Annotated in this window: 12 protein-coding genes and 2 rRNA genes; 4 read left to right on the top strand and 10 right to left on the bottom strand. The window is 36.8% G+C overall.

The genetic code is table 11. From position 1 onward, the window contains the following. Positions 1 to 15: 15 nt before the first annotated feature. Positions 16 to 1,149, bottom strand: coding sequence for a WG repeat-containing protein (locus tag OOZ15_RS00070; RefSeq protein ID WP_265953555.1), 1,134 nt, complete (start codon positions 1,147 to 1,149; stop codon positions 16 to 18). A gap of 142 nt (positions 1,150 to 1,291) precedes the next feature. After that, on the bottom strand, positions 1,292 to 2,818 hold the full coding sequence (flxA, locus tag OOZ15_RS00065; protein ID WP_265953553.1) for a flexirubin biosynthesis tyrosine ammonia-lyase FlxA: 1,527 nt from the start codon (positions 2,816 to 2,818) through the stop codon (positions 1,292 to 1,294). A gap of 101 nt (positions 2,819 to 2,919) precedes the next feature. Here flxA and OOZ15_RS00060 point away from each other — a divergent pair, with 101 nt between their 5' ends. Then, a complete protein-coding gene (locus tag OOZ15_RS00060) occupies positions 2,920 to 4,167 on the top strand; it encodes an NAD(P)/FAD-dependent oxidoreductase (RefSeq protein ID WP_265953551.1) in 1,248 nt (415 codons plus the stop codon). 452 nt (positions 4,168 to 4,619) lie between these two features. Here OOZ15_RS00060 and OOZ15_RS00055 read toward each other — a convergent pair whose 3' ends face one another. Continuing rightward, entirely contained in the window at positions 4,620 to 6,029 is a 1,410-nt protein-coding gene (locus OOZ15_RS00055; protein WP_265953549.1) for a UDP-glucose 6-dehydrogenase, read from the bottom strand. Positions 6,030 to 6,300: 271 nt separating this feature from the next. Here OOZ15_RS00055 and OOZ15_RS00050 point away from each other — a divergent pair, with 271 nt between their 5' ends. Beyond that, positions 6,301 to 6,564 (top strand): hypothetical protein, encoded by a 264-nt coding sequence (locus OOZ15_RS00050; protein ID WP_265953547.1) that lies wholly within the window; start codon positions 6,301 to 6,303, stop codon positions 6,562 to 6,564. 241 nt (positions 6,565 to 6,805) lie between these two features. On the opposite strand, the gene OOZ15_RS00045 is transcribed toward OOZ15_RS00050, so the two are convergent. The 5 genes from OOZ15_RS00045 to OOZ15_RS00025 are packed head-to-tail and all read right to left on the bottom strand — an operon-like array spanning position 6,806 to position 12,867. Further along, positions 6,806 to 8,332 carry an ATP-binding protein gene (locus OOZ15_RS00045; protein ID WP_265953546.1) on the bottom strand — a complete coding sequence of 509 codons (1,527 nt, stop codon included), beginning with the start codon at positions 8,330 to 8,332 and terminating at the stop codon, positions 6,806 to 6,808. Further along, positions 8,333 to 9,130, bottom strand: a complete 798-nt coding sequence (locus OOZ15_RS00040; RefSeq protein WP_265953545.1) for a hypothetical protein — start codon at positions 9,128 to 9,130, stop codon at positions 8,333 to 8,335. Between the two features lie 5 nt (positions 9,131 to 9,135). Then, positions 9,136 to 10,383, bottom strand: a complete 1,248-nt coding sequence (locus OOZ15_RS00035; RefSeq protein ID WP_265953543.1) for a DNA methyltransferase — start codon at positions 10,381 to 10,383, stop codon at positions 9,136 to 9,138. Further along, positions 10,380 to 12,635 carry a hypothetical protein gene (locus OOZ15_RS00030; protein WP_265953541.1) on the bottom strand — a complete coding sequence of 752 codons (2,256 nt, stop codon included), beginning with the start codon at positions 12,633 to 12,635 and terminating at the stop codon, positions 10,380 to 10,382. Before OOZ15_RS00030 ends, OOZ15_RS00035 begins: the two co-directional genes overlap by 4 nt. A gap of 1 nt (position 12,636) precedes the next feature. Then, on the bottom strand, positions 12,637 to 12,867 hold the full coding sequence (locus OOZ15_RS00025) for a hypothetical protein (RefSeq protein WP_265953540.1): 231 nt from the start codon (positions 12,865 to 12,867) through the stop codon (positions 12,637 to 12,639). Positions 12,868 to 13,364: 497 nt separating this feature from the next. Between OOZ15_RS00025 and OOZ15_RS00020 the strand changes: the two genes are divergently transcribed. Both OOZ15_RS00020 and OOZ15_RS00015 read left to right on the top strand, forming a co-directional pair. Beyond that, positions 13,365 to 13,895, top strand: coding sequence for a hypothetical protein (locus OOZ15_RS00020; RefSeq protein WP_265953538.1), 531 nt, complete (start codon positions 13,365 to 13,367; stop codon positions 13,893 to 13,895). A gap of 242 nt (positions 13,896 to 14,137) precedes the next feature. Then, the gene (locus OOZ15_RS00015) at positions 14,138 to 14,947 is read left to right on the top strand and encodes a mechanosensitive ion channel family protein (protein WP_265953536.1); all 810 of its coding nucleotides are present in this window, start codon (positions 14,138 to 14,140) and stop codon (positions 14,945 to 14,947) included. Positions 14,948 to 15,329: 382 nt separating this feature from the next. Here the strand turns inward: OOZ15_RS00015 and rrf are convergent. Together rrf and OOZ15_RS00005 are read right to left on the bottom strand one after the other, a co-directional pair. Continuing rightward, positions 15,330 to 15,439 (bottom strand): 5S ribosomal RNA (gene rrf / locus OOZ15_RS00010). A gap of 146 nt (positions 15,440 to 15,585) precedes the next feature. Then, positions 15,586 to 15,666: ribosomal RNA gene (locus OOZ15_RS00005) — 23S ribosomal RNA — on the bottom strand; the annotation flags it as partial.

The following is a 15,666-nucleotide window of genomic DNA, read 5'->3' as shown; positions in this document are numbered from 1 at the left end:
GTAGTTTTTAGTTTATTATTCGGCAAACAATTCAGCATTTTGAAACCATTTTCCGCCAAGAGGTTGACCGTTCTTATCGAGAAAACCCCACTGTTTTTTATATTTCACACGTGCCAAACCATTTACAAATCCTTTTTGCTGAAGATAATCAAAGAAAGAAAATGAAAACCCGACAGAAATTGCATATTCTGTAGGGATCACCAATTCACCCGAAGTGTTGATAAAGCCCCAATCTTTTTCTTTTACCGGAGCCAAACCGTTATCTGAAAATACTTCAGCATCTTTATAGACAAAATCTACCACCACATTTCCTTCTTCATTAATATATCCCCATTTCTTCTTTTTACCTCTCACCGGAGCCAAACCCTTGTTAAATGCCCTGGCTGCTTTATAAGTAGGTTCGATTACCCACTCCCCTTGATTATTGATAAAACCGACTTGTTTGTCACTACGTGCATAGGTTAATGTTGAGCCTTCAGAAAAATCCCAAATTTTATCAGCTCCATCAACAACTTTCAATTCGTTTCCTATGAGTACGCCAAAAGCATCCCCTTTTCGTGCCCAGACACCATTTTTGTTGTATGTTCCCAGTTCCTGATATTCTACCGGAATAACCAGTTCACCTTTTTTGTCAATCATTCCCCATAAATCGCCTTTTTTCACTTTCGCATGGCCATCGATAAAGGGCTTGATTTCTTTATAGCTGGGTTCAAGAATAACTTTTCCATCGGTTCCCAACAAACCTACCAAGCTTTCTTTTCTCAAAAAAGCCACTCCATCCTGGAAATCATAGTATTTCTCTGTAACCGGGGTTTCCAAAACTTCACCTTTAGCATTAATATAGTCCCACTTATCATCTTTTAGCACCAATGCCAATCCGGAATTAAAAGCTTTCACTCTATCGTATTCCGGTTGTATTGCCCATTCACCGGAGGTATTTATATAACCCCACTTATCATCTTGAAGTACCGGTGCATAGCCTTCAGAAAAGCTATCTGCTTTTTCAAACTGAGGTTCTATAGCAAATGCCCCCGATTTGTCGATATATCCAAAAAGATCGTTTTCTCTTACTAAGGCCAATTCTTGTGCACAAACTGTGCTTAAACCCATTAACAGTATAAATACAGTTAGGTTGATTATGGTTTTCATCTGATTAAAATTTTGTGATTATTAAAAAAATAAATTAACCAAAAATTTTAGAAATAAGGAATATTAATCGTTATCAAGTTTGAAAAAATAGACTTTTGTACAGATTTTCCTATATAAGTCACCCAAAGTCTTCATTAATATCCTAATCCGCAGCATTCATAATATACTCTTTTACCTTGTTCACATAAGGATACATCACAACATCTTCTTTAAAAGCCGGTACAATTTCCCTTACAGCATCATATATCTTTTTTGTTTTGGATGATATTTTGTCTTGAACTTTTAAATATTCAATAGCCTGAACGACAGTTATCAATTCAATTCCCAAAACTTCAAAAGCATTCTCGATTACTTTTTTTGTGATCAATGCAGAGTTTGTCCCCATACTCACAATATCCTGATTGTCGTTATTGTTGGGGATACTATGCACATACATCGAATTGGACAACATTTGATTTTCCGCCGTGGTAGAAGTAGCCGTAAACTGCACCCCTTGCATTCCGAAATTAAGCCCTAAAGTACCTAAATTAACAAATGGGGAAAGGATGTCGTTCAGTTTTGAATTCAACAGATAATTCAATTGTCTTTCGGCCAGCATACTTGTTTTGGTCACCACAATTCTCAGCTTATCCATTTCCAAAGAGATATAATCGCCATGAAAATTCCCTCCGTGATACACATGCCCGTCTTCAACATTCACAATCGGATTGTCATTAGCTGAGTTCACCTCCTCTATCAAAATCCTTTCCGTACAATTGAGCGTATCCAGAACAGGGCCTAAAATTTGTGGTACACAGCGCAAGGAGTAATATTCCTGAACTTTATCCTCAAATACCGACGTCTCGGTCTTCCCATTATACAAATGATGCGCTCTCTTTCTCGTCAATGAGCTATCTTTTAAGTGATCCCTCATTATTTTGGCAATGGCACGCTGTCCGATATGCTTTTTGGTATTGTTCAACTCAAAGGAAAGATGGTCGTCATAGGCTTGGACTATTTCATTGATCGCTGCAGAACAATTTATAGACCAATCCAAAAGTCTACGGGCATAAATAGAATTGATAATCCCTATTCCCGTCATCACAGAAGTACCGTTCATTAAGGCCAAACCTTCCCGCAAAACAACTTCTATCGGTTGAAGCCCTTCTTTTTCGAATACTTCGGCAGTTGATTTTCGTTCTCCTTTATAAAAAACCTCTCCTTCACCGATTAACACCAATGCCAAATGCGCCAATTGAACCAAATCTCCACTGGCTCCAACGCCTCCGTGTTCATATATAAGCGGAGTAATATCCCTGTTTATCAATTCCGTCATCAATTCAATAACAGACCTGTGAACCCCGGAATTTCCCAATGATAAGGTATTCAGTCTTGCCAGCATCGCTGCTTTTACATATAAAGGTGGGATGGGATTTCCGGAACCGGAGGCATGGCTTCTTATCAAATTATACTGCAATTGAGTTCTTTTTGAATCCTCAATTTTATATTGTGCCATCGGGCCGAAGCCTGTATTGACACCGTAAATGACTTTATTTTCAGAAAAGTCTTTTAAAAAAGTATGGCTTTCATCAATTATCTTAAATACATTTTCATCTACTCTAATTGTTTCCTGCTGGAATAGAACCTTATAGAAGTCTTCTACATCCAATTTACCATTCAGTGTTAGCATCGGGATATTTATAATATTAAAAATTTTAGGAAGTAAAAGTAAAATAGTTATTTTAGTTTCCAAATTTATTGATGATAAATAGTTCTATCCTATAGAAAATTATGACAAGTATAAATGTTAATGTTTTGATAATAGGAGCAGGCCCTTCCGGGTGTGTTGCTGCTTCATATTTACATAACAACGGAATAGATATCAAGGTGGTCGAAAAGTCCAAATTCCCAAGATTTGTTATTGGGGAAAGCCTTTTACCAAGGTGTATGGATCATTTTGAAGAAGTTGGATTGCTGGACTGCATCAAAGATTACGGATTTGAAATTAAGTCAGGTGCACGGTTTTTAAAGAACAAGGTTGTATGTAATTTTGATTTCAGTAAAAAACATACCGATGGCTGGGACTGGACCTGGCAAGTCCCCCGAGCTGATTTTGACAATGTTATTGCGTCAGAATTAACAAAAAGAGGGGTTGATATATGTTTTGAACATGAAGTCGTGGATGTGATTTTTGATGAAGATGGAAGATCTACCACAACTATAAAAGACCCTGAAGGTGAGCTCTATTCCATTCACGCTAAATATATTATTGATTCCAGTGGATACGGAAGGGTATTGCCCAGATTGCTCGATTTGGACAAACCGACATCAATTCCTGAGCACTCCTCTATTTTTACGCATGTAGAGGATGTTAGGCGCCCTGAAGGTGAAGAGGGTACACTTATCACTTTTGATGTTATTGATAATGACACATGGCTTTGGGTGATTCCTTTTTCTAACGGAATTACAAGCATTGGCTATGTTGGAAAAACCGGTTTTATTGACTCCTATAAAGGTTCCCCTTCGGAAAGGCTTGCTAAAATGCTTCAATTATCTGATCACTATCACGACAGGTTTAAAGGACTTGACTATTTGTTTGAACCTATCAGTATTAAAAATTATTCAAAATCAGTAAAAAAACTGTATGGAAAAGGCTTTGTATTGACAGGAAACAGTGCCGAATTCCTTGATCCGGTGTTTTCTTCTGGGGTGACCTTTGCTACTGAATCTGCACTAAAAGCCGCAAAACTTATCACAAGGGCCTTAAACAATGAAACTGTAAACTGGGAAGTAGAATACACTCAATATATAAAGGAAGGGGTTGATGTATTCGCTTCCTATGTTAAAGAATGGTACACCGGAAATCTTCAAACCCTATTTTTCCACCGACCGGAAAACCCTAAAATAAAAAAACAAATCTGTGCTGTCCTGGCCGGTTATGTATGGGACAAAACCAATCCGTTCGTCACCAAACACAAAAGAATCATTAAAACCGTAGCTCATTTTATTACATTGGAAGAATCGGAACTTAAAAAGTGACCTTTTCCATCTTCATGTGTCTTAATTACAAAAGACAATTATGGAGAGCATCAACCTTTTATTACTTTTTCTAATTCCCGTTATGGCAATTTCATTGGTATTACTATGTATAAGCTTATTTGATTACCGAAAAAGTAAATTACAATATCAAAAAGTGTATTATGAAGTGATTTAAACTTTTCTCAATTGGTTAAAAAACTTTTGATGAATTTGATTTGTCACCCTGAGCCTGTCGAAGGGCTTTCGAAGACATATTGAACTTCAATAAATTATACTTCGACTGCACTTCGATGCTTCGTCAAGCTCAGCACAGCATGACATTGCTCAGCATGACATCTGAATTTGAAGCTTTTTAGACAGCCTCTTTTACGCTCCTTTTTTGGCCCGCGCGCCGGCTGGCCCACCTGTCTGCCGATAGGCAGGTTCGCTAAAAATGTCCACCGGACATTTTTTTAACGCTCGGTCCCCTCTCCGATTTTATAATACACAAAACCGATTTCTTTCAGTTTGTTTTTATCGAGGATGCCACGGCCATCGAAGACAAAGGCCGGTTTTTGCATATTATTATATATCTTTTTCCAATCGTAGTCCTTAAACTCATCCCATTCCGTTAACACTGCAATGGCATGGGCTCCTTGACAAGCCTCGTAAGGATCGCCACAGACCGTTAACCCTTTCCTGTTTTCTTCGGAAGAACGGGTATTGAGGTAGTCCAGATCGGCATACATGCGTTCGGCTTTTACTTTGGGGTCATAGACCGCTATGTCCGACTGTTCGTTCAGCAGATCGTCTGCTACATAGATGGCTGCCGATTCCCGGGTATCGTTGGTATCCTTTTTAAAGGCCCAGCCCAGAAAGGCTATTTTTTTACCCGAAACCGTATTGTACAACGTATTTACAATGTTCTCGGCAAAGCGCCTCTTTTGATAATCGTTCATGATGATCACCTGCTCCCAATAGTCGGCTACCTCGTTTAATCCGTAGGTTTTCGCAATATACACCAGATTGAGAATGTCCTTCTGGAAGCACGACCCCCCAAAGCCTACCGATGCTTTCAAGAATTTAGATCCGATACGGGAGTCCATCCCAATGGCTTTGGCCACTTCGTTGACATCGGCACCTGTTTTTTCACAGAGCTCGGACATGGCATTGATCGAAGACACGCGCTGTGCCAAAAACGCATTTGCGGTTAGTTTCGACAATTCGGACGACCATACATTGGTGGTCAAAATATTTTCTTTTGGCACCCAATTGGCATATACTTCAACTAGCGCTTGAATGGCTTTTTCCCCTTCCGGGCTTGTTTCACCGCCGATCAGCACCCGATCCGGGGCTAAAAGGTCTTGTATGGCTGTTCCTTCCGCCAGGAATTCAGGGTTGGACAGGATCTGGAATTTTACATCCGTGGCATTGGCTGTATTGTCCAAGATATTTTTAATGGCCGATGCCGTCCGTACCGGTAAGGTCGATTTCTCGACCACGATCTTATCGGTGGTGGCCACTGCTGCGATCTGACGCGCACAGAGTTCGATATATTTCAGGTCGGCCGCCATGCCCTTGCCTTTCCCATAGGTCTTGGTGGGGGTGTTTACCGAAATAAAGATCATTTCTGCCTCATCGATGGCTTTATCGACATCCGTAGAGAAAAAGAGGTTCCTGCCACGGGCTTCTTTTACCACCTCGTCCAGTCCCGGTTCATAGACCGGGAGTTTGCTTACATCTTCATCGTTCCAGGCAGCGATCCTCGCTCCGTTGATATCGACCACGGTCACTTTTATGTGCGGACACTTTTGGGCAATAACCGCCATGGTGGGCCCGCCTACATAACCGGCCCCGATACAACATATTTTTTTAATGTTCATTAGCAATAAGCTTTCATTTTTGAGAAGCTAAAAGTACTACATTTTGGGGTGATTGCAAATGTTAGTAATGAGTAATGAGTAGTGAGTACAAAGCATGGGGTTATGTTTATGGTGTTAAAATCTTGAAAAACTTGATAGGTTCTTACGTCGCTGCGCGACTCAGAATGACGGAAGTGTTATGGAGCTATGGTGTTATCATGTTATGGTGTGATGGAATGATTATTTAAGGTTGAAAATTTAAGATTGGGGAATCGGGATTTTGAATAGGGGTGTGACAATACCAAATGGTGATGTAATAATACTAAATGAGGATGCAACAATACCAAATGAGGATGCAACAATACCAAATGAGGATACAACAATACCAAATGAGGATACAACAATACTAAATGAGGATGTGATAATACTAAATGAAGATGCAACAATACCAAATGAGGATGCAATAATACTAAACTACCACGGGACTTTTCTAAAATATCATAGGACATTTCTAAATTACTATGGTTCTTTTCTAAGCTATGGTGCTACAATGTAAAATTACGGAGGTAGAATGTTGGATTGTTTTGCTATATATTTAGAATTACAGTGTGGGAATTTGAAATGACAGTGGACTAATGCTAAATTATAGGATGTTGTAATATAAAATGATGACGGTGGTGTGAGCATCTTGATCGTACCTTGTTTTAACGTATGTATAGCACTTTAATTAGTACGAGCGGGTGTTTGTGCTAGCGGGGAGTTGCAAAATGTGTATGAGGCTTAGTCATTAGAAATAATTAAACCTTATTTTTATCAATTATAAATGGTACTCTCATCAAATCATCTTTTATATGTTTAATCGTATCGGGTTGCAAAGTTGATTTCATAAAGTACGCTTTCCATTCAGAGACAGCATCGTAGACACATTGTCTTAAATAATTCAAAATTCCAGTAGCTCCATCTAGTTCATTCCAAAATGGATGATTTTTATTTACAATAACAATTATTGTTCCTTTATCCGAAATAGAGTCATTTATTACATATGGGTCATTTGCAGACATTTTATCATCAATATAAAGCTTGATTATTAGTTCTGCTATCTTGATAATTGTTGGTTCAGTTGATTCAATTATTACCTTTCCTATTTGTTTGTTTGATTCAAAAATTAAAGCTTCAGGCGGAATAATTTTAGATATGACAATATCGCTTAACTCTCCTGAATTTAATTCAGACAATAATTTATCTACAGCGAAATCAAAATCTTCATCTGATGGTGCTCTTTCGTCAACTGCATTTTTCCTGTATTCATTTGCTATCTTTCTAAAATCACCTATTTGTTCCAAAATAGCATCGTCCAAATCATCCATTTGTGTGCCTTCCCAAAGTATATTATCCTTTGTATGACTTACTTCAAATCCTTCTAAAAATAGTTCTCCTACTAGTCTTTGATTTACTAGGTTATTAATACCTCCTTCTTGTTCCCCAAATATGGTTTCTGGTTTATAACCATTTGGCGGGCTTTGAATAACTCTATTTCCTTGGACAAGAGCAAAGCCACCTTTACTTCTGCTTCCGTTACTTAAAACACCTGCCCAACCGGTAACATTCTTACCGTCAATTTCAAATTCAAAATCTCTTCTGTATGGTTGTCCTTCGGAATTCTTAACGAAGTCATCATTTGAATAACCACTCCATCCAAGTTTATCATCATTCCAAAAAAGGTCAAGTATATCGGATGAAACATCAAATCGGTATATTGAAGATAAATAAGATTTAATCTTACCAATAGTCATGCCTTTAAATCTTCTTCGCAGATTGTTGATTTTGATTGTTGTATAATGTTCGTTTTTTTCAACATCTCTTGATTGAATGTCTAAAGCTAAATCTCCTTTGGAAATTGACTCAATATCTAGGATTACAGAGTATTCTTTTGTATTTCCTAATTTTGATGTAGTAATAGTCCATTCATCTCCAAGCCAAAAAGATGCGGTTTTCATTCCAAGACCATAACGACTTCTTCCTAAATTATAATCAGGCGGTAAACCTATTTGAAAAGCCTTTTGTAATTCTTCTAAAGACATTCCCATTGAGTTGTCGATTATTTCAAAGAAATCTTCTTCAATATTCTTACCCTTAAAGTAATTTATATAAACACTTAAATTTCTTTGTTCTTCTTCGTAAACAATATCGAGGATTTCTTTATTATTTAAATAAGCCTGGGTAGAATTATCAACATATTCAGCAAGTGCAAACCAAATACGATATGCTAAACGCTTATATGAGTTGATAATATCTGGTGTGAAATTTATATTTATTTTTTCCATTTAATTGAAGTCTAAATAATACTCGTTTTTGTTAGATATATATAGTATATACTTTTTTTCCAGTTGCAAAAAATGAGTTCGACCAGAAATAACAATATATATTTTCCCATCATTTTTTAAAATTTTCCATTTAGTTTTTTTCCCCCTAAATAAGATTATAATTTCAGAGCCATCAGGTTCTCCAACAAAAGTTGGAGTATAAATCTCCATTGTATTACTTAAACCTTTAACAAAAGAACAATGAGATTTATCCCTATAAATAAAGGGAGTGTCCCCAGAAACTCTATAAAGTTCATAGCCATTTAAACCTTTATATATTTGAAAAACACTTAAATATGAATTATATTCCTTTATTTTAGCCTCCCATTGAGGTTTGGGCTCATTTACTATTACCATAATTTTAGGTGGAATCTGGTCAATCATTCTTTCTAGTTCAACTAAATCTAATAAGCTGTTTTTCGAATTAATGTATTTGGCTACCTTTTTTGGAGAATAATAACCAGTAGAGAAAACTCTTACTTGTTTTTCTACGTGACCTTCTAACGAATGCCTACCCATTTCTGCCTCAATAATGTACCATTCTTTATAGTCATTTCTGACCATAGCCAAATCAGGTTTGGAGTTTTCGCCATTTTTAGTACTTATTTTTTGTGAAAATGGAATACCAATAAAATCAGGATAAACTTCGTGCATTTTTGACAGAAATGTTTCTTCAAAATGTTTTTCATAAAATGATAAAGGGTCAATTTCATCATACCATTCTATATTTGTATCTAAAACTTTTGACTTCCCAATCATATTATCTACCCTAAAAAATGTTTGGTGCTTTCTTGTATCATTTCGTAGGTCAAAACAGATTTACCGTTCAACCTATTATTATTTGCTAATGGATTTACATCAGAAAGAATTACAATTCTATCTGTAGCAGTTGCTTTTCCTTTTGTCTCTCCCCAAATTCTTGTTGTTTTATCTACACCTTGAATGTAATCTGAAAAAATCCAAACATTCTTAAATAACTTATTTTCTTTTACCATTAAAGCAAAATCCCTCGCTAGTGGAATCACACTATTCTTTGATTTTGCTACATCTCCAATTACAAATACAGCTACACCATTTGGTTTGAGCATCTTTTTAAATTCAATTAGTGATTTTTTCGAGAATTGAACCCACTGATTAATATTCAAATCATCATCTAGTTTTTCAGAAACTTCTTTTGGGTCTGAATCTAAAAACCAAGAACGTATCCAATTCTGTTTCGCATAATTGACAATACCTAAATATGGTGGAGAAGTTAATATTAAGTCCACCTTTCCTTGATATTTTTCTAATTCTTTTGATTTGGTAATCTCTTTTGCGTCACATTCAATAATAAAAGATTCTCTCTTTGGAGATTTATGTTTACTAAAAACTCGCTCAACCTTTTCTTTTAAAATATCAAATACATTTCGGCTTACTCGATTTAGTTCTTTAGTCTGGACAAAACGTCTGACATATTCAGGCGACATACTGAAGGTATTTGGCATACTAATAGATAAATAACCAGAAGTTCCATCTTTTCTTTCTCCACCATGCATAATACCTAAAATTGCTCCTATTAAAAACTGGTCTATTTTACTAGTAGACGATAACAGAATATCTTTTAAATAACATAATTGAGCAATTGTTCCTTGATGGAAAATTAAATGGATTTCATCAGATTCAGCTTGAGCCTCTGGTAGGAAAAGTGCATAATCATAGTCACTTTCAAGATCATCAATTCTTGAAATAATGTCCTCTTTTTTTAAATAGTGACTTTTTGCTTTACTCAAAGCCAATGCTATTGGGTTTAAGTCCGAACCAAAAGATTTCCTGTTTAAAATTCGACTTTCTAAAATAGTTGTTCCACGACCAGAAAATGGGTCAAAAACTAAATCATTTTCGTCTGTAAAATACTTGATGAAATATTTTGTAAGAGAAGGTGGAAATGCCCCCAAATAAGAACAAAGAGAATGCAAAGGGTCAGAATCACTTTTGTCTGCCCAAGGAGTAATATGAACTTTCTCTTTTATCATATTTCAACATTTTCAAGTTCAACACTTTCTATGATAATTGATTCAAAAAAGTCATTTATCATCCCACAAACAGTTTCACTCGCATTTCTTAACTCTGATTCTTTAATCTTTTCATAAGATTCAGATGGTATTTCCTCATCATCTTTTGACAAAACTGATTCTGGATTATTCTTATCAAGCACAAAAGCGTGAAAAGAAATGTGCTCTAAATATTTATTTTTAATATTTTGAACAGCGGAATCATTTTTTCTTTGTGCACGTTCAACAATCTTTTGAAGGTTCTTATTTTCTTCGGAAACATAAATAACTACTTCGTCTTGGTCACTTACAACACTCGCTACACTATTTTCATTCCAATTGTTTTCTTCAAAGAATGGATGTTCTTCACCTATGAAATCAACTCTAATATTTGGAGATTTATTTTTCCCTTTATCATCATTACCTGAATCTTCAGGTCTTTCTACAATTTCTATTTCAATAGAAGATGATAATGACTTTTGTCCAATCGGTCTTAAATCAAGCGTTATTTCCCCTTTGTCTCCAACTTCAGCTTCCTCATTTGTTTTAAAATATGCAATTCCGTAACCGTTATTGACACGAGCTGTTCCAGAATATGAACCAATTGATTGTGGGTCAATAAATGCTGCGAATGTTTCTGCTTTTGCAAAATAGTTCGGATGAGCGTCAGTTTTAAACTTAATTGAAAAAGATTTGTTTGCATAAACTTCTTTAGGAGAGTTTGTTGTGATTTCAAAAAAAGTTGGTGGGTCTTCAAATGGAATTTCAGGTAGTTTTTTAGTGGGAGAGCTTTCTCCAACTGTTGAAGTTGTTACTGATGTCCCATTGTCAGAGCTTTGCAAATATGTGTTTATTCTTCTAGCTAGTCTTTTCTTTAAACTATCCAATACTTGCGTATCATCCTTCGTAAAATAACGTTGCTTACGTTCTTTATCAAGTTGTTTTAGTTTGTTATCTTCATTTAAAGTATCTACAGTCAATTTCTTTAATTCCTCAACGATAGAAGTTTCCTTCAATGACTCTCTTGTACTACTAAAAAGTTGCCTTTTCGAATCATTATCTAGGTAGTCAGTTTCAATATGAACAATAAGATACCTATCTAAATATGGTAATTTTAGTTCATTTTTTATTAAGCCATTGCCCAAAGTCCCTTGTTTTTGTCCATTATGAGTTATAATGATTGGATTTGAAACACTTGCATAATGCTTAATTCTTTCTCTTGGGTCTTTTCCTAGAGTATTTAAAACCCACCAATATAATGTGACTTTACCAGTTTTGAAAGTTAGAGTAACTTGATTATGATATTCTCTGTTTTCAGTGTAAGTAAGTAATCTGTTATTTCCAGTAACTGTTCGATTATCAGTTTTCCCTTTTCTTCGGTCTGAAATAGTGAATGGTATTATTGGATCAAACAGGTAATTATGAGCCAGGTACCAAAGACCTCTTTGAGGTGCAGTCATACTACCACTATATTTACCTAAATCCATTAAAATATGGCGAACCAAAGTTCCAGGTTCAAAAATTTTATCATCAATATCTAAAGTAAAAGGCTGTCCAGTTGTTTTGTCAAGCATATACTCATACCATTCGTGTTTGTCTTTATCAACATCACCAGGATTGATACGAACAATTGAAAAAGACACCTTACTTTTTTTTCTTTCATCTTTTTTGAAATGGGGTTTTGAAATTATAATTGTATAGTTGTTCCAAGCTAAAGCAGTTGACCCTCCTTGACCAAAAGCTCCCATTAAGTAAAGCTTACCGATTTTATTACTCCCATTTAAGTCTAATATCGTTTTAGAAAAATCTTCAGGTTCAAGTCCAATTCCTTTATCTCTAATTTCAACTGTCGGCTTTGAGTCTTTTCCAGAGTCATACAGAGTTACTTGTACTTTGTCTGACAAATCGTCAATTTTTTTATCTCTTGCAGATTTAATTTTTGAAATTTTCCCATCTTCAATACCGAACCAATTTTGAGTTGCACTTCTCGGTGAACGAAATCCTTCAGGTTCTCCTTGATTTTTCCATTCTTTTTCTAAAACAGCATCTATTGCATTTGTAATTCTTTCAGTAACTCCCGCAGCTGGGTCTGCGCCAATATTTATTGTTGCTAAATTATTTCTACGCTTTCCTACGCTTTCCCAAAGTATTTTATTTGCTCCAATTTTTCTTATGATATTGGTTACCTCTTTTGGAGTATAGGCTGTAATTAGTTCTTTAAATATTTCGTTCATATTAAAAATTGAATGATTCGGTATTACTTTTCAGGTTCTTTTTGTATAAAGTCTCCATTGTCTTTAATTCTTCCTTGATTGCTTTAACCATTTTATTCAAGTCCTCTTCATTATATTCATAATTATTCACGTTTGAACATTTGGATAAGCTTCTAATCCCTTTAAGGATATTATCAACTCTCCGCGAAGCAACTCGTTTGAATCGGTCTTTTTTTAGTTCAGAGTTATCCATATATTTATGATTTCTGATGTTATACAAATATATAAATATACATTACATTTTGTGAAATATAGTTAGTACTCTTTTTAGAGTGTTGGTAGCAAATAGCTCTTTTAGTTTTTCTGCGCTGGCTTTCAATCAAATGAGCAATTTGTGCGGTTGGTTTCCATAATGAAGTACAACGTTAAGAAGCGTAGGGATTTTGTTGTGAAATGAACGGGATATGAGATTTTAGACATGAGATGTGAGAAATTTTGGGGATGGGGTGTTTTTTAGCTGTAGTATGGGGATTATTAAACACCCCTGATGAGATTTCGCTCGCAGACTTTACGATAAATGAACACCCCTAAAGTCCCCTCAAGGGGACAATTGACTCCCACTTTAAAGGGAACTTATTGTTACTCATTCAACTATCATCCCAAAAAATCGGTATTACATCGTAAATGTTTAAATATCAGACTATTTAATACTATTTTCAATATGCTATTAATCAATTAAATTATGAGATAATGAAAAGTTTAACTAAGCTAATCATGCTTGTAGGTTTCGTATTCACTATGAATTCCTGCTCGGATGAATTACCTCTGCAAGAACTCCACTACGAAGCTGTTACAGCCGAAGTAAATGAAGAAACTGCTTTTGCAAATTGTATGAGTCCCGACCACATTTCTTGTTTCTTAGACGACGGGTTTAACCGTTGGGGATGGGTCAACGGTCCGGTGACCAATGGGCTTACATCTCCATTAATTGCCGGCGCCGGACAATGTGATCTTGATAAAGGTACTGTTGTTGGTAGTGTCGATGTAAGTTACAATCATGCTACCGGTATGGTAAGTATTATTTTTAGTGCCGAAGAAGGCTGGGAAATTACAGAAACCCACCTCTATGTCGGTGGGGAACCTTATCCCGTCGGGAAAAACGGAAAACCAACTGTCGCTCCGGGGAAATTCCCTCACAAGGGGCAAATGGAATATCTTGTTCCGGCACCCAATCCTTTCTACTATATCGCTCATGCAGTAGTGGTTGAGAGTACAGAGTAAACCTAACAATCTTCGCCAAACATCCTGATTTAAAATTATCGGAATGAAAGTGTTAATAAAAAAGAAGCCGCTGTGTAGCGGCTTCTTTTTTTAATCATTTTTACTATATTTAACTTGAGTTTGATGTAAGAAAATCACGTTATATTTAGGATTATTTTACCGAAATCATACCGATTTTAATTATTAACAACTACCCCATCGAAGTTAAACCCACTTCGTGGGTGGGATAAAAAGCAACATTTATGGAAAACTTAAACATGGAAAAGATTACCGATTATGCCCTACAATACGGGTTCCCACTTCTTAAAGCCATTCTCATATTCATTATCGGGTACTGGCTTATTAAAAAACTGATGAAGGTGCTACAAAAGGTAATGAACAAAAAGCATTATGACAAGTCGCTACAGCTCTTCTTGACAAGACTTATTTCAATATTACTACAAATCTTCTTGATCATTATGGTCATCTCTACCTTAGGCGTGGAAACCACCAGTCTGGCAGCCGCTATTGCTGCTACAGGTTTAGCTGTAGGCCTGGCATTACAAGGATCGCTTTCCAATTTTGCCGGCGGGGTGCTCATCATTATTTTCAAACCCTATGAAATAGGTCATTTGATCGAAGCTCAAGGTTTATTGGGAACCGTAAAAATGATCGATATTTTTACCACTAAGATTGTCACCCCTCAAAACAAACTCGCCATCATCCCCAACGGAGCTATGGCCAACGGAAATATCGTTAACTACACCGTAGAAGGAAAGATACGCGTAGACACCGTTGTTGGTATTGGTTATGATGAGGATATCAAAAAAGCCAAAGAGGTATTGCTCGAGGTGCTCACCTCAAACCCAAAAGTGCTTAAAGACCCTGCTCCCTCTGTAAACGTATCTGAGTTGGCAGACAGCTCTGTTAATTTTGCCGTGAGGCCCTTTACCAAACCGGAAGATTATTGGGAGGTCTATTTCGCCACTACCGAGGGCTGTAAATTAGCCTTGGACAAAGCCGGTATCGAAATCCCTTACCCACATGCTGTCGAAATCCAAAAACAAGGATAAACAAACAACAACATACACGAACAAAAATGCCATACAGACCGACCGTGTGGCATTTTTTTATACCCAGATCCCAATAATAAGGAAGACAATCATCAGGGCGTGCCCCGCTTCTGGCGGGCCGGGCCTGCCTTTGTCGGCAGACAGGCTCTCGCTTTCAAAAAACAGTCAACTGCCAAAAACCGTGCAAAACAAAAAACCCCGACGGCCATATTGGCTGTCGGGGTTTTCAAAGAAGGCGGCGACCTATCGATGACGTTGCCAAAAGCTATGCTTTTGTGCAAGTCACGACCAGGGCATCGGCTTTAGGCCGATCGTCTTGGCTCTCCCAAGGCCACATAATTCAAAAAAAAAGCACCTACCATAAAATGATAAGTGCTTTCAAAGAAGGCGGCGACCTACTCTCCCACTTGAAAGCAGTACCATCGGCGCTGGCGGGCTTAACTGCCCTGTTCGGGATGGGAAGGGGTGAGCCCCGCCGCAATGGCCACCTTAGACCGTTGTACTGAAAACACCGTTTTCAGCACCTTATATTGTTGACATACTGAGATAAAAAAGACACAAAGTAAAAAAAAAAAGGACCTTTACATAAAAAAAGAGGTTGCGCCCCCTTGTCCTTTGCATTGCACAAGGGGACTGGCGCACATAAGCCCACGGGCTATTAGTACCGCTCGGCTGCGGGCATTACTGCCCTTGCACCTGCGGCCTATCGACGTGGTCGT

Source organism: Galbibacter kalidii, assembly GCF_026241135.1.
Classification (GTDB): Bacteria; Bacteroidota; Bacteroidia; order Flavobacteriales; family Flavobacteriaceae; genus Galbibacter.
The sequence above is the reverse complement of the archived record's forward strand: the minus strand, read 5'-3'. Positions and strand labels throughout refer to the sequence as shown.